Origin of the sequence: Flavobacterium melibiosi, from assembly GCF_048158545.1 — a bacterium.
Classification (GTDB): domain Bacteria; phylum Bacteroidota; class Bacteroidia; order Flavobacteriales; family Flavobacteriaceae; genus Flavobacterium; species Flavobacterium melibiosi.
Window position 1 is genome coordinate 143,788 of sequence record NZ_JBLNKU010000002.1, and the last position, 20,640, is coordinate 164,427.

At 33.5% G+C, this 20,640-nt stretch carries 13 protein-coding genes; 1 reads left to right on the forward strand and 12 read right to left on the reverse strand.

Annotated features, from left to right (window positions below):
- Positions 1-155 precede the first annotated feature (155 nt).
- From bglX to ACM55F_RS02700, 12 genes are all read right to left on the reverse strand, one after another.
- Complete coding sequence (bglX, locus tag ACM55F_RS02645) at positions 156-2,456, reverse strand: beta-glucosidase BglX (protein ID WP_416852154.1); 2,301 nt, start codon at positions 2,454-2,456, stop codon at positions 156-158.
- The gene (locus ACM55F_RS02650) at positions 2,446-2,844 is read right to left on the reverse strand and encodes a carboxylesterase family protein (protein ID WP_416852155.1); all 399 of its coding nucleotides are present in this window, start codon (positions 2,842-2,844) and stop codon (positions 2,446-2,448) included. The genes bglX and ACM55F_RS02650 overlap by 11 nt, the downstream gene beginning before the upstream one ends.
- A complete protein-coding gene (locus ACM55F_RS02655) occupies positions 2,810-3,160 on the reverse strand; it encodes a hypothetical protein (RefSeq protein ID WP_416852156.1) in 351 nt (116 codons plus the stop codon). Before ACM55F_RS02655 ends, ACM55F_RS02650 begins: the two co-directional genes overlap by 35 nt.
- A gap of 13 nt (positions 3,161-3,173) precedes the next feature.
- Positions 3,174-4,559, reverse strand: coding sequence for a glucoamylase family protein (locus ACM55F_RS02660; protein WP_416852157.1), 1,386 nt, complete (start codon positions 4,557-4,559; stop codon positions 3,174-3,176).
- 73 nt (positions 4,560-4,632) lie between these two features.
- Complete coding sequence (locus ACM55F_RS02665; protein WP_416852158.1) at positions 4,633-5,535, reverse strand: LamG domain-containing protein; 903 nt, start codon at positions 5,533-5,535, stop codon at positions 4,633-4,635.
- Positions 5,536-5,553: 18 nt separating this feature from the next.
- Positions 5,554-7,008 (reverse strand): RagB/SusD family nutrient uptake outer membrane protein, encoded by a 1,455-nt coding sequence (locus ACM55F_RS02670; RefSeq protein ID WP_416852159.1) that lies wholly within the window; start codon positions 7,006-7,008, stop codon positions 5,554-5,556.
- A 4-nt stretch (positions 7,009-7,012) separates the two neighbouring features.
- Entirely contained in the window at positions 7,013-10,006 is a 2,994-nt protein-coding gene (locus ACM55F_RS02675; protein WP_416852160.1) for a SusC/RagA family TonB-linked outer membrane protein, read from the reverse strand.
- Between the two features lie 242 nt (positions 10,007-10,248).
- On the reverse strand, positions 10,249-12,999 hold the full coding sequence (locus ACM55F_RS02680) for a helix-turn-helix and ligand-binding sensor domain-containing protein (protein WP_416852161.1): 2,751 nt from the start codon (positions 12,997-12,999) through the stop codon (positions 10,249-10,251).
- A gap of 98 nt (positions 13,000-13,097) precedes the next feature.
- Positions 13,098-14,297, reverse strand: a complete 1,200-nt coding sequence (locus ACM55F_RS02685; RefSeq protein WP_416852162.1) for an acetate/propionate family kinase — start codon at positions 14,295-14,297, stop codon at positions 13,098-13,100.
- Positions 14,298-14,496: 199 nt separating this feature from the next.
- Positions 14,497-16,590, reverse strand: a complete 2,094-nt coding sequence (gene pta, locus ACM55F_RS02690) for a phosphate acetyltransferase (protein WP_416852163.1) — start codon at positions 16,588-16,590, stop codon at positions 14,497-14,499.
- A gap of 49 nt (positions 16,591-16,639) precedes the next feature.
- Entirely contained in the window at positions 16,640-17,710 is a 1,071-nt protein-coding gene (corA, locus tag ACM55F_RS02695) for a magnesium/cobalt transporter CorA (RefSeq protein ID WP_416852164.1), read from the reverse strand.
- 235 nt (positions 17,711-17,945) lie between these two features.
- On the reverse strand, positions 17,946-19,148 hold the full coding sequence (locus tag ACM55F_RS02700; protein WP_416852165.1) for an NAD(P)-dependent oxidoreductase: 1,203 nt from the start codon (positions 19,146-19,148) through the stop codon (positions 17,946-17,948).
- A 238-nt stretch (positions 19,149-19,386) separates the two neighbouring features.
- Here ACM55F_RS02700 and ACM55F_RS02705 point away from each other — a divergent pair, with 238 nt between their 5' ends.
- Positions 19,387-20,592, forward strand: a complete 1,206-nt coding sequence (locus ACM55F_RS02705) for a serine hydrolase domain-containing protein (RefSeq protein ID WP_416852166.1) — start codon at positions 19,387-19,389, stop codon at positions 20,590-20,592.
- Positions 20,593-20,640 lie beyond the last annotated feature (48 nt).

A 20,640-nucleotide genomic window follows, 5' to 3' on the forward strand; every position in this document is an offset into this window, starting at 1 on the left:
CGAATATTTGATGCCACATTCAAAAAAAAATCCTGCAGGTTATTTTTTTTGAATTGATAAAAGTCAATAAACACAGTTGCTCATTGTATTGCTTTTATAAAAAAAACCCTTCGATATAAATACCGAAGGGTAATCACTAAATAAACAAACCAAATTTATTTAATCAACTCCAAACTAACTTTCTTCTCTGTGTTTGAATCTGTGCCAACAAAAACTTGAAAAGCACCAGGTTCAGCAATAAATTGTAAATCAGAATTATAAAACTTCAATTCTTCTATGGAAATTTCAAAAGTTACTGTTTTCTTTTCTCCTTTTGCAACAGCAATTTTTTGAAATCCTTTCAACTCTTTTAAAGGCCTTGTAACGGAACCTACTACATCTCTTATATATAATTGAACTACTTCTTTACCATCAAAATTTCCTGTATTTGTAACGTCAACGGTAACGTTTACTTTTTCGTTGAAATTCATTTTATCCGATGAAATTTTCAAGTTCGAATAATCAAAAGTGGTGTAACTCAAACCAAAACCAAAAGGAAATAAAGGCTCATTTCTTTCGTCAATATAATTCGATCTGAATTTTTCGAATTTCCCTTCTTTGTTTGCAAGTGGTCTTCCTGTATTTTTTTGATTGTAATAAATAGGCACTTGTCCTACGCTTCTTGGGAATGTCGTCGTTAATTTTCCGGAAGGATTTTCATTTCCAAACAAAACGTCAGCAATAGCACTTCCAGCTTCACTTCCTGCAAACCAAGTATTCAATATTGCTGGAACAGTTTCATTTTCCTGAACTAAAACCAATGGACGGCCTGTAAATAAAACCAAAACAACCGGTTTTCCTGTTTTCAATAATGCTTGCAATAAGTCTTTTTGTGCTTGTGGAATCTCTAAATTAGTTCGGCTGCTGCTTTCTCCGGACATTTCTGCTGATTCCCCTAAAGCTGCTACAATTACATCCGATTGATTCGCTATTTTCAAGGCTTCTGCCAATAATTCTTCGGTAGTTCTGCTATCGCGGTGCAGTGTTTTTCCAAACATGGTCGCTTTTTCTTCGAAAGCTGCATCATAATCCAGATTACTACCTTTGGCGTAAAGCACTTTAGTAGCATCACCGGCAACTTCCTTGATTCCTGCTATTAATGAAATGGATTTATCCATATTAGTAGCCACACTCCAAGTACCAGCCATATTTTCTTTGGCATCAGCCAATGGTCCAATAACAGCCACTGTCCCAGACTTTTTAAGAGGAAGCAGCTGATTGTTATTTTTTAATAAAACCAAAGACTGTGCTGAAATAGCTCTTGCTTCAGCTCTGTGACTTTTAGTAAAAACTTCTGTTTTAGCTCTTTTTTCATCACAATATTTATACGGGTCATGGAACAATCCCAAATCATATTTGGCATTCAAAATAAGACGAGCCGCATTATCTATTTGTTCGATGCTTACTTTTCCTTCCTCCAATGATTTCTTTAAAGTCGTAAGGAAACCTTCACCCACCATATCCATTTCAATTCCGGCATTTAATGCCAAAGCAGATACGGTTTGCAAATCACCCATTCCATGATCAACCATTTCGTTTATACCTGTAAAATCGGTAACAACAAAACCGTTAAAGCCCCATTGTTTTCTCAACACATCAGTCATTAACCATTTGTTTCCAGTTGCAGGAATTCCATCAATTTCATTGAAAGACGCCATAACCGAACCAACACCAGCGTCAATAGCAGCTTTGTATGGAGGAAAATAATCATTGTACATTTTTATTCTGCTCATATCAACCGTGTTATAATCACGTCCTGCTTCTGGTGCACCATACAAAGCAAAATGTTTCACACACGATAAAATGGTATTGCTCTTTGATAAATCATTTTGTTGATACCCATTGACCATTGCTTTTGCAATTTCACTTCCCAAAAACGGATCTTCACCCGAACCTTCAGAAACTCTTCCCCAACGTGGATCACGAGAAATATCAACCATAGGCGAAAATGTCCAGTTGATTCCATCGGCACTGGCTTCCTGAGCAGCAATTTGAGCACTACGTTCAATCAGTTTCATGTCCCAAGTACAAGACAATCCAAGCGGAATAGGAAAGGTAGTTTCATACCCGTGAATAACATCCATTCCAAAAAGTAATGGAATTTTCAATCGGCTTTTTTCGACAGCAATCTTCTGTACTTCTTTTATTTTCTGAACTGATTTGATGTTGAATAAACCGCCAACTTTACCCTCTTCGATATTTTTGGCCACATTAGAGCTACTGGCAGCACCAGTTGTAATATCACCCGAAGTGGGTAAATTCAATTGACCAATTTTTTCTTCCAAAGTCATTTTAGAAAGTAACTCTGCTACGAATTCAGTTTTGGGTTTAATTTTAACTGCCTTTTTAGTTGTCTTTTTTTGGCTGTAGCCAAAAAGTGAAAAGCCAATAAGGAGTATAATAAGTTTAATTTTCATTTTGTCTGTTTTTTATTTGTTTGAACATCCAATCATAAATTTCTTGGTTGTCATATACTTTTGTCCAACTATCGTGATTTGCATCATCAAAAATCGTTAGTGTAACATTAGTATTACAGGTTTTTAATTTTTTATACATCGCAATCGAATACTCTACATTCACGACATCATCGAGTAAACCATGAAAAATTCGAGTTGGAATGTCTTTGATTTTACAGTTTTCTATCATTGGAATTCTATCCACATATCCTGCAATAGGTACTAAAGCCGCAAAGGTTTCTGGATGTGTAAAAGCTAGATTCCAAGCGCCCCATGCTCCCATACTAAGACCTGTGAGATAAATTCTACTGCTGTCAATGTTGTTCTCTTTTTGAATTTTTAAAATCAAACGATAACACTACTTCTTCATTCCAATATTCATTCTCCGGACATTGCGGTGCCAAAACATAAGCATCTAATTTGTGACTTTTCAAATACTTGAATGGTCCATGCGCTTTTACTTTTTCGATATCAGTTCCTTTTTCACCAGAACCATGAAGAAAAACAATCAGCGGCTTTTTTTCTTTAGTATTTTTTGGAATGTGTAAAGCAAAAGTTAATTCGCGTTTTTGTACGATTTCGGTTTTTATTGTACCAATTACATCACTTTGTGCAAGAGAAACAATGGAAAATAATAACGTGACTATTGCTAATTTACATTTCATCTAAGAATTAGTTTTAAAATCCATATTGAGTGGACGAAAAACCTAATGTTTTTAACCCCACTTTTACTTCAGGTGCTTGCATAAATAATTTCCAAATCAATCCCGTACGATGATTTTCAATCATAGGAACAATTGTTCCTTGATCAATAGCTAAATAGCGTGGCGTTACCCAATTATAATGAGGCGAAAAGGCATCATAAGGTCCTGCAACTCCAACTAAAGAGCTCTTTTTTTCATCATATAAATAATGTAAAAATTTCATGCTTTCCGCAGGTGTAAAAGGAAAAGAGGACAAAGCTGCCGTTGGCGAAATTACTCCTGTATCATTCAACGGTTGGTGGGCTGTATATCCTGTAGTACCATCCGAATTTCTGGTATAACTAGCTGTAAGTCCCCAACATTTATCAGAATAACCTATCCATTGTTTTGGATTAGCTATGCAATATTGGTTAATGATTTTAGAATGATTTTGTGTCACTGTCCAATAATTTGCATACGCATCCGTTAATCCTCGAGGATCCATTCCCAAATAGGAATATTGTGCCCAAAACAAAGGCCCTACATTTCCTACAACACCGTTATAATTAAAAATTACCGGTATTCCATATTGAGAACTTCCGTTTGTAATTGCACCGTTACGAGCCCAAGCTTGATGATACGCTGCTGCCGGAATTGGATGTGTTGGAGATGCAGCACCCATAACATAGGTAATCAAACATTCGTTATAACCTTCTAATTTAAAATTCATTTCCCAACCATAGTTAGGAGACCAGTGCCAATACATGGCATTTTCTCCTTTTGTATACCAATCCCACTCTACGCCTTTCCACAAATTATCTGCTTTGGCTGCAAGCGCTTTTTCAGCAGTGTTTCCGTTTTTAAAATATTCTCTAACGGTTAGCAACCCTTGACATAAAAAAGAAGTTTCAACGATATCTCCACCATTATCTTTTGTTCCAAAAGGGATTACTTTTCCTGTCGTCCCATTTATCCAATGAGGCCATGCACCATGGAAACGTTCTGCATTTTCCAAAAAAGTCATTGCTGTTGTAAGACGGGAAACTGCTTCGGCTCTTGGTACAAAACCTCGTTCCACACCTACAATAAGTGTCATTAAACCAAAGCCTGAACCTCCAGTTGTAATAATATTAGCTTCAAAACTGGGATCTTCAGTAAGGTAACGTTCCCGTGCCAATTTTGAATTGGTTTCGGCATATTCCCAAAAATATTTGATAGCATCTTTTTGAACTTGATCCATCGCTTCGGTATCCGTTAAGGGAACAGTTGGTACTGTTGGACTCGTTGGTAATGGAGTTCCACCACCTTTTCCTTCTGGAGATGAAGATGAACAAGAAATAAAAAGATTTAAAAAAATTAGTCCGTATAAGTACTTTTTCATTTTTATAAAATAAAAGTATTAATAATTGAAAAAACACCTAGTTTATAGAAAACTAGGTGTGCAAGAGAGCTTTTTATCGGTTGTCTTTTTCTAATTTATATAAAGCAACAACTTCATTATCAGAAAGAGCAGCATTATATATTCTGAACTCATCCATCATGCCTGTATAATTCAACATCCAACCTTCTGGAGCATTCCAAGGTGCACCTAAATGTTGTTGAAATCCACCAATAATGAATTTTGAAACATTTGAATTAGCAAGTTCACCATAACCAACTCCACCAGCAAGAGGATCGCTCGCATATCGCTTAGCTATTGAAGCAGGCAAATCAAGCTTTTGTCCATCAACATACATACTGTAAGTAGAACTAGCTCCACTATAAGTCCATACAACATGTTTCCATTTTCCAAACATATTCGTTAAAACATTTGTACCTCCATGCTCAATAAACTGACCTGACCAAGCAATACTAGGCATTACATCTTTTTGAAGATGGTTTTTCATTAACATAGTTGTTGCTGGACCTGTTCCTTCAATCATTGAGAAAATATTGCCCCAAAAATCTGTTGTTTTTGGTAACATAAATAATGATTGCGCTCCTCCTGTATGTGGATTCGTATTGATCCACATAGAAACTGTAATGCTTTTTATGTCTACCAAAGAACTAGTTACTGTACTATAAGCGATAAAAGAACTTGAAGAACCTTTATATGCTTCTCCTTTGATTCCAGTTCCATAAGTCACATTTGTTCCAACTCCTCCAGTTATTCCATTTTTTGAATCTGTAATATTTCCATCAAAACTCAATTTAGAAACCAAATTTGCAGCTGCTATATCATCCGAGTTTTCATAACCGCCAATTGACTCATAAGGAATTGGACTGTTTACTTTATCTATACTATCCTCATTACAGCTTACAAAAAATTGAGAAGCCAGAACAGAAGCAAATAAGAAAATATATTTATTTTTTTTCATTTTTACTGTTTTTAAAAATTAATAACCAAGATTCTGTATCGACAATCCATTTGCTTGTGTAATGAATGATTGTGGCAATGGAAACACTTCATGTTTACCGGTAACAAACGTTTTTCCATCAATAGCAAAGGCTGCAGCAGCTTGACCTGTACGAACTAAATCAAAGAATCTATCATGCTCAAATGCCATTTCCACTCTTCTTTCTTTCCAGATTGCAGTTCTAACATCGCCTTGAGAAACAGCAGTTGTGTTCCCTAATCCAGCTCTTGTTCTGATTTGGTTCAACAAAGGAATCGCAGCTGTGGTTTGATTCAATTCATTTAACGCCTCGGCTTTCATTAATAACACCTCAGCATATCTCAAATATTTGATGTTCACATCGGTTTCCCAACCATCTGTAAAAGCAGATGAATACGCTTTATAATTGTACCTCGGATTTTCAACAGTCAATGGTACTACTCTACCGTCGTATAATGTAGTTCCTGCAAAAATGATTGTTGCATTTTTTCTGACATCACCTGCTTCATAAGCATTTACTAAACTTTGAGATGGTGTGTTGAAACCCCAACCCCAACCTCCGGCACCACGAGCACCTTGTGTATTAGAATATCCAGAAATTCCTTTGGCTGGCACAGAACCTGTACCTTGTATTTCAAAAATAGATTCAGCATCATTCTCTCCTGCCAATTTATACATAGAAGCATAATCTGAAACAATAGCATATCCTGTAACCAAGTTACAGTTGTCTACTACTTTCTGCCAGTTTTTTTGGTATAAATTTATTTTTGCCAATAAAGCGTAGGCAGCTCCTTTTGAAGCTCTTCCTTTTTCAGAAGCAGCATATTCTGATTTGTTTGGCAATGCCGCAATAGCATCATTCAAATCACTTTCGATATAAGCATATACTTCGGCACTTGATTTACGCGTTAATTGCATAATTCTGTCTTCTTCTGAAGAAGGATTTGGCAAATGATCGATAATTGGAACACCACCATAGGTTTTCACCAAAGTGAAATACATAAAAGCTCTCAAAAACTTAGCTTCTCCCAATAATCTTGCTCGTAAAGCAGGATCTGCTTTATCTAATTGCGGGATAATACTTAATGCTTGATTACATCTGTTAATTCCTTCGTAATTAGCTGCAAAAATCTCACTTGTAGATGGCGTTGAAGCATTATAGGTTAAGGCATCCATTAAATCTTTATCGGAACCTGTATCTCCAGGAGACGATCCTTTGTCAGCATCATCAGAAGCAATACTTGACAACCCAATCCAAGAAAATGAAGTCATGTTCCAATCTAAAAACTTACTGTAGATTGCTGTTACAAAAGTGGCTGCTCCTGCATCATTATTGAATAATTCAATGTCTTTTGTAGAAATAGATTCGGTTTGATCTGCATCTAAATAGTCATTTGTACATCCCGAGAAAAAGTATGCGGATAGCGCAAAAATTGATATATATATCTTTTTCATTGTATTAAAATTTTAAATTAGCACCAATAACAACTGATCTTAATGTTGGGTATGCATCCAACTCAATACCTTGTGTTCCATAAGGATCTCCATTACCATTTAGTTCCGGAGAGAAACCTGAGAATTTTTGAGTTATAAATGGATTTATAGCATTTACATATATTCTGCAAGAATTTAAAAATTCTCCTTTCAAAGGAATTTTATATCCTAAAGTAATATTGTTGATTCTAAAGAAATCCCCAGATTCTAAATAATAAGTAGATGCTACGGGAACTTGGTTAAACGGACCAGGATTTGAAGCAGTTGTATTGTTTACTGTCCAAAAATCTGTTGCCAGTGAATCTTCGATATTTTCTCCTGTAAAACGTTGTGCTTTTTTACCATTGTACACTTTAGCACCAGAAGTACCGTATCCGTCCACTGAGAAATCAAAGTTTTTATAGTTCATCCCTAAAGTAACACCATATGTTGAATTTGGTAAAATAGAACCAACATATTTTTTATCTGCATTCGCATCTAAAGCATCTTGAGTCACTTTGGCACCTGCTGCGGTATAGTACAACATTTTCCCATTTGTAGCATCAAAACCAGCATATTCATACATATAGAAACTACCTAATGATTTCCCTACAGAAGTGTTGTCTAATAATTTTGTCCATTGTCCATTTCCTAAATCTCCACCTGTAATTGGCGCAAGCGTAGCATCTTTCAAACCTGTCAATTCATTTTTGTTGTTAGAAAAATTTCCCCCAACCCAGTAACTTAAATTATCGGTTAATTTATCGTCCCAACGCAAAGCAATCTCATATCCTTTATTAGACACTTCTCCAACATGTGCCGGTGAAGAATTGCTTATTCCTGAAGTCATGTAAGGTTTTGTGTTTAAAATAACATTTGTTGTATTTTTTTCATAAACATCAAAAGATCCTTTTAATCTCTTATTCAATAATTCAAAATCTAAACCTAATGAAGTTTCTTCGGTAATTTCCCAAGAAAGACTTGGATCTACTTGAGAATTGACTGTAGTTCCTTCATTTAATATTGAACCTCCTAAATAACTGGTAAGTCCTGAGGTATAAGCCTGATTGTTAAGTGGTACAGTTTGATTTCCTAATCTACCCCAACCTCCTCTTAATTTCAATAAGTCTATTCCTGTTGCATTAGCCATAAATTCTTCTTTGGTAATAACCCATCCTAAACCAAAGGCTGGAAAAGTTCCCCAACGATAATCTTTAGCAAAATTAGATGAACCATCACGTCTGATTGTTCCTGTAACTAAGTATCGGTCCATTAATTTGTATTGAAAACGACCAAAGTATGAAGCCAATCTGGTTTCATTAAATACTTCATCTCTATAACTGATTACATTAGCTACATTATCAACACCTGATAATGACCAATAATTAGAATTTGCATTGACATTCTTTCTTCTTATCGTCAATTTTTCTCTTGCTCCTTTAACTGATGTTTCGATACCTGCAGTTAGTTCAACATCATGAATTTCATTAAATACCTTATTGTAGGTTAAATAATTTGATAAGTTCCAATTAAAATATTGCTCTCTTCCTTTAGTCAACTCATTAATATTCGTTGGTAAAGTATTTTCTGGACTTGGATCTCCAGCAATATCAATAGTTCTTGTATCTTCAAAATTATATTGCTTCCAAGAATAATATTCCCCGTTAAACTGTGAGGTGAATTTTAATGATTTTAAAATATCGTAATCTAATTTTAAACCTCCTTGTAAACTTATGCTACGTTGTTCTTCATCATAAAAGTCTAATTGTGCTACAGGATTTCCAACATTGTTAAAAGAAGAACCTGTTGTTCCTGCAAAACCATCGTTCCCAACAAAAGAGACACCATATTGTCCATTTGGAAAACGAACCGGAACGATCGGAGATTGTTTGTAAGCGTTAGTAAAAGCGCTTAATGGTTTTGGTGTTGAATTTGCTGAACCAAAACTGAAATTTTGATTTAAAGTCAGTTTTTTAGAAATTTTGAATTCGTTATTGCTTCTAAAAGTAGTACGACTGTAATCCAATCCGTTAAGAATTGCTTTCTCTTGATAATTTCCTAAACTGAAGAAGTATTTAATATTCTCCGTTGCTCCAGAAACTGAAACGTTATTTTGAGTATATGAACCTGTTCTGGTAATGGCATCAAACCAATCTGTGTTAACAGGTTGATCCTGTGAAAAAGTTGTGGTTTGCAAAGCAGAATTCGAATAATGTGAGTACTTATTACTTCCTGCCATTTTTACTTTTTTCAAAGGCGCTCTAAAACCTGCAAAACTTTCAAATTCTACAGAAACCTTGTCTCCTTTACCTTTTTTAGTCGTAATAATAATTACACCATTGGCAGCTCTGGTTCCATAAATTGCTAATGCAGATGCATCTTTCAAAATTTCGTACGAAGTAATATCATTCGTATTAATGTTATTGATATTCTCCGTAGGCATACCATCTACAATATATAAAGGGGTTCTTCCTCCTAAAGCGGTACCCAAACCTCTAATAATAACTGAAGGAGTACTTCCCGGTAAGTCTGAAGAAATTACCTGAACACCTGCCGCTTTACCTTGTATGGCTTGCGAAGCATTCAAAACTTTGGTTTTAGATATCTCCTCTGCTTTTAATGAAGTAATTGCTGTAGTGTTATCAATCTTTTTTCTGGTTCCGTAACCAATGATAACCACTTCTTTTAATTCAGTGTCTTTGGATTCTTGTAATTTTATGCTCATCGGTGCTGCTGTTGCAGGAACTGATAAAGCATCAAAACCTACCATGCTAATTTTTAATACTTCGCCAACTTTGGCATTGATATTAAAATTACCGTCAAAATCAGTATCAGTTGAAGTTTTAGAATCAGCCGCAACTATCATAGCTCCCGGAATCCCAATTCCATCCTTATCCAATACTTTTCCCTTAATTACTTGTCCAGACATGTATGCTGGAAGTAGAATGAGTGCTAAAAAGCTAAAAATAAAATTTCTCATATATTAATAATTTGTTAAAGTTAGTAGGGCCAAATTAGATAATTACAACGTTATAGTACGCATAATGGAGTTACTACATGAATACATCAAAATAGTAAAAAACGATTATAAATCTATGTATCACTGTGGATAAGAGCGGTTATAAGATACTACACTACATCTACATGATGTAGTAATGATGTGTTGTAATTCCGTAATAAATACACTGAAATACTATATTATCTATAAAAAACAAAGCTTATTTATACAGTTAATAAAAATTTAGAGAGATTTTCGTCCTGAACGAGGTTTAATTTCTTTCTTAAACGATAGCGATGGAGTTCTACGCCTCTAAAAGAAATATTCATCATGGGTGCAATTTCTTTGGACGAAAGATTCATTTTTAAGTAAATACAAAGCTTAATATCCTTCGAAGTCAGGTTCGGATATTTTTTTGAAAGGTTAATTATAAATTCATTGTGGATTTGATTCAAATTTGTTTCAAACGTTTCCCATTCATGTTTGTTAACGGCATTGATTTTTATGGCTTTTTTGATTTCACTTTTTAGTTTATTAAAATCCATATCTGAATCCAGAATACTTTGAATATTTTCAATCATTTCACTTTGTTTCGCAATCGAAAGTGATTTACCTGCAACTTCTGAAGATTTAGATTGCAATTCCAATTCTAAAATATGTTTTTCATATTCTTGAATATTCAATTCGTTTTCGGCCTTTAATTCCATCTCCAGAATTTTCTTTTGATGTTTTAACTCTTCGTCACGCATCTCCAGCTTCTGTATGTATCGCATTTTATTCCATTTGTAATACAGATACAGAATACCTCCAATCACAACTAGGTACAATAAAATCATCCAAAGAGAAAAATACCATGGTTTAGCTACAACAAATTGAAAGTTGGAAATTTTATCATAATTCAGTCCATCATGAAGATAAACGGTAATCTCATTGGAACCACTATTCAAATTATTCAAAACAATCAAACCTTCATTCACAGGAATAAATTCTTTGGTTCCATTGATTTTATAAAATAAATTAGGTCTTGTTGCTCCAAAAACACCCGATATTGCATGTATACGAAGCTCTGAATTGTATGGAATCTTTGATTTATTTTCAACCAAACCATCATTAACAAAGGCTTCAACACTTATATTCGATTCTTTCTTGTTTGCATATTTTAATTGTAACGAAATAAAACCATCATCCAGATTTAACAGATAATTGTCTTTGTTTTTGAATACTTTTAAATTGTCGTTAATGATTTTTCCTTTGTAATATTTCTCTTGAATAATAGTGCGGATAAATTTATTATCATGGGCATAAATATGATACAAAAGCCCTTCTTGCAGCATCAGAAAGTGATTTTCATCAATAGAAACGATGTTTGATACATTTTTAAAATTGGTATTAAACAATTCATTTTCTTCTAATTGATTGGTGATTGAATTATAGGTATACCAAGATTTATTAATCAAAAAAAGGATTTCATTTCTAAACTCAAATATTTTCACTCCAAAATCATTACTTATTTTACTGTGTTGGGTAACATTCTTGATATCAGTTGTTTCGTATGCATCATTATACAAAATTCGATACAAGCCTCTATTATTATCCGCAGCCCATATTTCATTTTTCCTGTTTTGCGCAACATATTTTATAGGTTTCAATATCCCTTTTACAACTATCTTTTGATTCAAATCATTACTATCATTATAAATGATTACACCACTGTATGTTGCTTGCAAATAGGAATTATTTATACTGCTTTTTGCTAAATTCCAACCTCCATTTATTGTACTTAATTTATAAAACAATCCATTCTCGTAAACAAAAGTCCCTTCGTTGTGACCTATGAGGTATTTGTTATTTATTTTACTGATGTTCCAGGCTTGTCCTTGTGTATTGGGAATTAACGAAAGTAGCTTGTCTTCATATTTAAAAACGCCATGATTCGAAGCCATTAAATAACCTTTTGAAGTACTTGCCACAGAATAAACGGAACCTAAAATCCCTGAATTATCGTAAAAAATAGAAATAGGAGAATTAACCTCGATATGAGCAATTCCGTTGTCTAAGCCCAACCATAAATCATTCTCTTTGTCCAAGCCAATACTCAAAATTGAATTGTTCATCAATACGTTATTTCGATTGATGTTTTTATACGAACCAGAATTCAAATCAAAAATATAAACACCTTTATTAGCTGTTCCTATGATTAATTTATTGTTTTTAATGAATTTGGCAACATTGATATTTGCCGCTTTCAAAATGGCATTTAATGGGTTTTCCCAAATACTCAGAATACCATTTTCTTCAACATAAATCCCGTTTTTTTTAGTAAAAAAATACGTTTTATTTTGGTATTTTTCAATAGCATGAATGACGTTATTCTCTAAAATAGACCAACCTTGAATCTTTTCAAACTTGGAATTCTTCATTTTATAAATTCCTTTTTCTACTGAAGCAACTAACAATTCATTGCCAACCGGGAAGCAATAAGAAACCAGAAAATCAAACTTACTTTCTTTAATTACTTTTCCATCATACATGAAAAGTCCATTAAAGGACTGAAAGTAGATTTTATTATTAAATTTAAATATCTTCCAAATCTCTTCATTATCATTGTCATCAAAAACTTTGGTTTTATTGAAATTGGAAATAGAAACGTAAAGCATCTTTCCTTGTTTTCGGAACCAATACCCGAATTCTTTATAAGAACCGGTATAAATGCGGTCACCGTCAACCATTACGGAGCGAATAATCGTTTTGTTAGGCAAACTGTATTTCTCCCATTTTACGCCATCATACCGCAATAAATAATAATTATTGGCAAAATACATGGCATTATCATTTCCTTGTGCAACACTCCAAATCTGATTATCCCCTTGATAATTTGATTTGCTGTAATTCTCTACAAAGGGAAGTAACTCCTGTGAATAAAGTTGAAATGAGATTAAATAGAGTAGGATTATTGTTGTAATTCTTGCTTTCAAAATGTGGTATTTTATATCCAAATATAATTAGATTTCTCAAATAAAAGGCATAAAAAAAACCTCTGTTTATAGAAGCTTTTTTCAAGTTGGTTGTTTTCCTAATTCGTCAGTAATTCAAATACCTGATTGGCAATTTCGATTTCTTCATTGGTAGGAATAACCAATATTTTAGTCTTGGAATCTGGCGTGTTGATTTCTCGAATTTCTTTCGAACGAATTTCATTTTTGGATGCATCCAATTCTATTCCGAAATAATCCATATCCGTACACACTAATTTTCGGATGTAGGACGAATTTTCTCCAATTCCAGCCGTAAAAATAATGGCATCAAGTCCATTTAAAACGGCGGTATACGAACCAATATATTTCTTTATCCGATACGCATTCATGGCCAAAGCCAATTGGCAATCCGCATTTCCGTTCTCCGCATTGGCTTCAATATCTCTTAAATCGCTGTAACCGGTAAGCCCCAGCATTCCGCTTTGTTTTTGCAACATAGTATTCACCGCTTCAAGCGAATAACCCAACGAATTTACCAGATAAAAAATCACGGATTGATCCACATCTCCACTTCGGGTTCCCATAATCAATCCGTTCATTGGACCAAAACCCAACGTATGATCGATACTTTTTCCATCTTTTATAGCTGTCATACTGCAACCGTTTCCTAAATGTATCGTAATAATTTTAGAACCTTTATTCTTAGAATTTTGCTTCAAATAATGAATTGCATTTTCCGAAACATATTTATGACTTGTTCCATGAAAACCATAAACACGAATTTTATTCTCCGTCAAAAGGTAATTTGGCACTGCATATTTGTGTGCCACAACAGGAATCGTTTGATGGAATGCCGTGTCAAAAACAGCCACTTGTTGTGCTGAATTAAAAATTTCCTCGGCAACATTTATTCCTTCTAAATTCGCTGGATTATGTAAAGGTGCTAAATCAAAAAGTTGTCTGATTTTATCTTTTACTTCATTGGTAATGATTACCGTATTCGAAAAAGCGCTTCCGCCATGCACCACACGATGCCCGACAGCTTCAATCTCATCCGTACTTTTAATTACTCCCACTTTTTCATCCATCAGTAATTTGGCAATTTTTTCCAAACCAATTTTATGGTTCGCAATAGGCAACGTTTCTTCTAATTTAGTGTTATTGGTTACATAAGTTAGATTTGAAGTTTCCAGTCCTATTCTGTCAATCATCCCCGAACAAATGACCTCATTTGCCGGCATGTTGATCAATTGGTATTTTATGGAGGAACTTCCTGAGTTTATTATTACTATTTTCATAATTTATTTTATTTAATCAAACCTTTTTTGCCACGAAGACCCTAAGGCGCAAATTTTAAATAATCTGATAAATGTTATTAAACGATCAGATTAATTTCTTATCCTTTATAAACCTATTTTCTTTGTGTCTTTGAGACTTTTCGGCAAAATATTATTATTTTCCTTAGCAGTTAAAACGTGACGTAAAAGTTATAATTTCTTATAATCCTTGTGCTTGAATCGCCGTAATCACGACTGTATTTATAATATCATCTACCGTACAACCACGGCTTAAATCATTTACAGGTTTGTTCAATCCTTGTAACATAGGTCCAATTGCTAATGCGCCAGTTTCTCTTTGGACCGCTTTATAGGTATTATTTCCTGTGTTTAAATCTGGAAAAATCAAAACACTGGCTTGTCCTGCCACTTCAGAATCGGGCATTTTACTTTTCCCAACCTCCATATCAACAGCTGCATCATATTGTATCGGTCCTTCAATTTTTAAATCGGGACGTTTTTTTCTCACTATTTCAGTTGCGGTTCTCACTTTATCTACTTCATCTCCTTTACCGGATGAACCGGATGAATACGAAAGCATAGCGATTTTCGGTTCAATTCCAAAAGCTAAACTGGAATCCGCTGAGGAAATCGCAATTTCTGCCAATTGCTCTGCAGTGGGATTTGGATTGATGGCACAATCTCCAAAAACAGAAACCCGGTCTTCTAAACACATGAAAAATATCGATGAAACCACAGAGGAATTGGGTTTTGTTTTAATGAATTGTAAAGCAGGTAAAATAGTATGTTGCGTAGTATGTGCCGCTCCTGAAACCATTCCATCTGCGTGCCCTTTATACACCATCATGGTTCCAAAATACGAGACATCTTCCATTAAATCCTTAGCCATTCCTATGGTTACATTTTTTGCTTTTCGCAACTCATAATAGGTATTTACATAATCATCATAATGCTCGGATTCTATCGGATTAATGATTTTTATTTTAGAAAAATCGAAAGGAAGTCCCAACTCCGCAACTTTACTTTCAATTTGTTTTTTGTTTCCAATAATCGAAATATCAACCACATCCATTGTCAATAATCGCGAAGCCGCAATAATAATTCTTTCATCATTCCCTTCCGGTAAAACAATGTGTTTTCTATGCTTTCTGGCTCTTTTTACTAAGTTGTATTGGAACATTTTTGGTGTCATTCCCTCCGCTTCAAAAGTAATTAGCTTTTGTGCCAAATTATCTAAGTCAACATATTTTTCGAAAGTATTTATGGAAGTTTCAATTTTTTGTTTGTTATTGGCGTAAATTTTTGATTTAATGGAACCTATTTTATTGGTAATGTAATACGTCCCCTCCTCTACAGCAAAAATGGGAACAATTGGAGAAAGTCCTTCTATTAATTTTAAAATACTAACTTCCGGCAATATATTTCCCGTAAGAAGTATACCCGAAATTGTGGGATAATTTACTGATTCATTCGCCTGAAGCGCGCCAAGAATAATATCAGCTCTGTCTCCAGGGGTAATAACCAGGCTATTTTCTTTCAAGTGCAACAAGTAATTACAAAGCTGCATGGCACCCACGCTAAAATTACCTGTCTGGTTGTTTAGATAGGCGGAACCAAATAAAACTTTAGCATCTAATTTGTTTACAATTTCCTGAATTGTGGGATTATTTAAATTAGAAATTAAGGGAATTGAATTCACTAATACACTTTCGGGCAGACTTTTTTTCAAACCAGTAGTTACTAATTCAATATTCTCAGGTTTAACTTTATTTGCAATGACAGCCAAAACCTCTACTTCTTTTATTTTGAATGAATCATACACGAGATACAAACTATCTATTAATTCCTCTAAAGTTTTGCCTACTCCTGATCCCACAATAATAGTTGGAATCCCAAGATTTTTGGCAATCAAAACATTCATATCTAATTCGATAACGGTGCCTTCTCCAGTAAAACTGGTACCTTCAACCAAAACAAAATCGAAACGTTCTTCTAATTTCTTGTATTTTTCAATAATTAAATCCAGGACCTCGCCTATTTTCCCTTTATTCTTCTTTTTGATTAGCTTGCTTTTTGTAATTGCAAAAGCATCTTCAAATGGAATATCCAATCCAAAATGTCCAATTACCGTTTCAATATGGTTGTCAAATCCACCTTCTTCAAAATCTTCTATAATAGGTCTAAAATAACCTACTTTGGCTGTTTTGCCAATAAGCATGCTCATCAACCCCAAAGTTATAATCGACTTACCGCTATTTTGTTCGCTTGTTGCTATATATATGGCCTTATTCATTTTTTGTTTTTTAAATTCAAAATAAATTGTATGTTTTGATTTTTAATTACTAGAACCAACGACGCTTTTTAAAATAAATAATCATTCCAACTACTATTAAAAACATAGCGCCCATAACGGTATGATAGCCATAATGACGTCTGAGTTCCGGCATATATTCAAAATTCATCCCGTAAATCCCCACAATGAAAGTTAACGGAATAAATATCGCAGATACAATGGTCAGAGTTTTCATAATCTCATTCATCTTATGCGTCTGTGCCGAAAAAAAGAAATTAGACGCACTTTCCAAAGAACCCATATCAGATTCAATTTGTTCCAAAAGTTCTAAACTCTTTTGATGCAATCGGGCAAAAAAGCTAAAACTATCTGCTTCCATCGCATTAAATATAGTATCGTCTTTTATACTTTTTATATCATACAACGAATCCCTAAGCGGAATGATAGAACGTTTTAAAAAATTTAAATTATCCCTGTGTTTCTCTATTTTTTCTAAAATTATGGGATCCACACTTTGCTTGGTAAGGTTAATCAATTCCTCAACTTTGTCTTCCTCGTTCTCTAAAGTGATGTAGAAATTTTCCATGATGGCATCCAGAAGGATGTACAACAAATAATCCGCTTTCTTGGTTCTGACAATTCCTGAATGCGTTCGAATGCGTTCTCGAATATGGGTAAAAAAGTCACTTCGTTTTTCCTGAAAAGAAATTAAAATCCCATCTTTTAACAAAAAACTAATTTGTTCTACACTTATATTATCTGAGTGTTCCGCAGGCAACAGTGATTTTATGTTAAAAAATAGAAAATCATGAGACTCTTCCAGTTTTGTTCTTCGGGTGGTATTCAAAATATCAGCCAACATAAAATTATCGATTTTAAAATAATCTCCAATCGATTTTAACCACTCTACATTATTTAAACCGTGTATATTAATCCAATTTGTTTTTTGTTTATCAATATGTTTATCTAAATCCGAAACCTTAAAATCCTCGTATTCGGTAAGATTTAAATCATCATAAACAAACAACTGCATCTCCGATTCCTTACTTTTATGAATACCAGTATATTCTAAATTATAGGGTTGCATTTTCTTTCCTTTCTTGTACTTAATTTTTCTCATCCCAACTAATTATATGTAGTAATATTACAAAAAACTTTTATCAATGAATGGGTACTTTGGTAATTTGGCATTCATAAAAATGAATAGGCTCCTATTAAATTATTTTATTTTGAAAAACAAAGGTATAGAGAAATAATAATCCGTTTCATGAGATTAATCATATTTCATTTATAAAATTTCACAAAAAAACCGAGCTATCACTAACTCGGTTTATTAATTTCAAAAATTATATTCTTTATTTTTCATCAACATAATCCTGTAAATAGCTGAATCTTGGAGTCAATTTTCCTTTTTCGGTTATTTTAGCTCTTTGCAAAATTCCGTCTTTATCTCCATTGAAAAACGCAGGAATTACATGTTCCATAAACATTTCTCCAAAACCTTCACTCGCATCTTTTGGCAATTCACATGGTAAATTATCAACTGCCATTACAACAATTGCAGCGGGATGAAAGATATCTACTTCTTTATTTTCACTGGGTAAATACCCATATAAAGGTTCTGCAATTGTTGATGATCTTAACGTAGAGGCAATTGGACCATTCACATCACAAGAAATATCAGCAACGATCTTAATTTTACAATCTTTGGACTGAAGCATTTCACGCATCAGAATTACTGGAGCTTCATTGGCATGAAAATGTCCTGTAATGTATATGTCAGAAACTTTAGTAAATCGTTCAAAATCGGATACGTACTCTTGTGGATTAGTATAAAAATCAGTAAAGTCCAGTACTTGTCCATCTTTGCGTTTATTGTAATCCAAAACATCGATTTGAGTATAAACGGGTTGTGAATAGTTTTTTGTCAAATAATTTTCGACGGAAACTTCCTTTACTTTTATAGCATCAAGAACTTCTTTTGCTCCATTGCCCACTTTTCCGCTTCCCGTTATCACAAATTTTAAAGGCGGCAATACTAGCCTCTTTAAATGAGTAATTAGTGCCTCTTTACCAGAAAGTGTTTCTGCTTTTGGCAATTTGAACAATTCAAATTTTATTCCAAAAGCGCGAATACTGTTATAAACCCCTACAATTCCAGCGTATCTTCCAAAACCAATTAACCTACGATTATGAGAATCAACTATGGTTTCATGATCGTATAAATCAATATTTTTTTCGAGTATCGCTTGCAACAATTTTCTGTTGTAAGGCTGTTTTTTTATGGTATGCGAGAAGAAGAAATATGCTTTATTAGGAATTAAATCTTCCACAGGAACTTCTTTAACACCAAATAAAACATCACAATCACTGATATCATTTGCAACTTCAATCCCCAGATTTTTATATTCCTCATTTGTGAAAATTCGAATATCGGAACTTTCCACTTTTATAAAAACTCCCTGATAAAGCTGTTTTAATCTTGCTAATTCATTTGGTGAAAAAACAACTCTTCTGTCTGGTAGGTTTTTTCTTTCTTTTATAATTCCGAATTTCATTTTTTATTTTTTTATATTGATTTAATATAACTTAATTAACATTAATTGTTACAAATATAACAATTTTAAATAAATTGGCTTTCTTTTTTAAATAAATTTACAAGATACAAGCCATTAAAAGCTGATGTCCAAAATGATACCAAACAGCATTTGTAAAACGTTGATAAAATAGTGTTAAGGTTTCGGAAAAAAGAAGAATCAAAAGGGATTGATTCTATATATTTGTCATTCTAGCATTATGAAAATGAAATTTATAAAAAAAGCAAATATACTACAAATACTCACCTTGATAATCGTTTTGAGTTCTTGTACCAAAGAGAAAAAGAAAATAGAATTAAGTGATGCCCAACTCCCTAAGAGTACATTGCCTAAAATGAAACCTTTAAGAAATGATCTTCCTAAACTAACGGCTGAATACATCAATACAAAAAAAAGGGATATCGACTCTTTTTACAATAAAAATTGGCCAAATAATAGTGCAAACGGTAGCTTTCTAGTAGCTAAAAACGGACAAATTATTTATGAAAAATATGAAGGCTACTCTAATTTTAGAAATAAAACATTAATTACTAAATCTACACCACTACATATTGCATCAGTGAGTAAAGTCATTACTGCAACGGCTATTTTAAAATTGATAAATGCCAAAAGAGTTCATTTAGATCAAAAAGTAAATACCATCTTGAAAGAGTTTCCTTATCCTGATGTTACTATCAAAACATTGTTAAATCACAGAAGCGGAATGCGTAATTATGCCTATTTTACAGATCGAGACAAATCGATTTGGGACAGACACAACATACTTACCAATCAAGATGTCCTTACTATTATGGCAACTAAGGACATTGGTTTAGAATTCAAAACCGATATGCGTTTTAGTTATTGTAATACAAATTATGCCATGTTGGCATTAATAATTGAAAAAATAACAAAACTCCCTTACAAAGATGCCATGAAACAAATCATCTTTGAGCCACTTGGGATGAAAAATACTTATGTTTTTGATTATGAAAGAGATAAAGACACAGCAGTTACCTCTTATAAAGGAAATAAAGTGGAGATAGGCAAGGATTATTTAGATGCGGTTTATGGTGATAAAAATATCTATTCCACACCACGGGATTTATTGAAATTTGACAGAGCCAGAAATAGTTCTTCTTTTTTAACACCAAAGCTGCAAAGTCAAGTATATAAAGGATATAGTAATGAACGTAAAGGGACTAAAAATTATGGTCTTGGTATTCGAATGGTCAATTGGGATACAGGACAAAATTTTTATTTTCACAACGGTTGGTGGCATGGCAATACGTCATCCTACATCACCTTAAGAAAAGAAGGTGTAACTATCATTGCACTATCCAATAAATTTACACGAAAAACATACGATGTTAGGAAATTAGCTGTTTTATTTGGTGATTATCCGTTCAAATTAAAAGACGAATAAAAAAAGGAATGATTTTTGTAATAGAGTTGAGAGTTTAGCAATATTAAT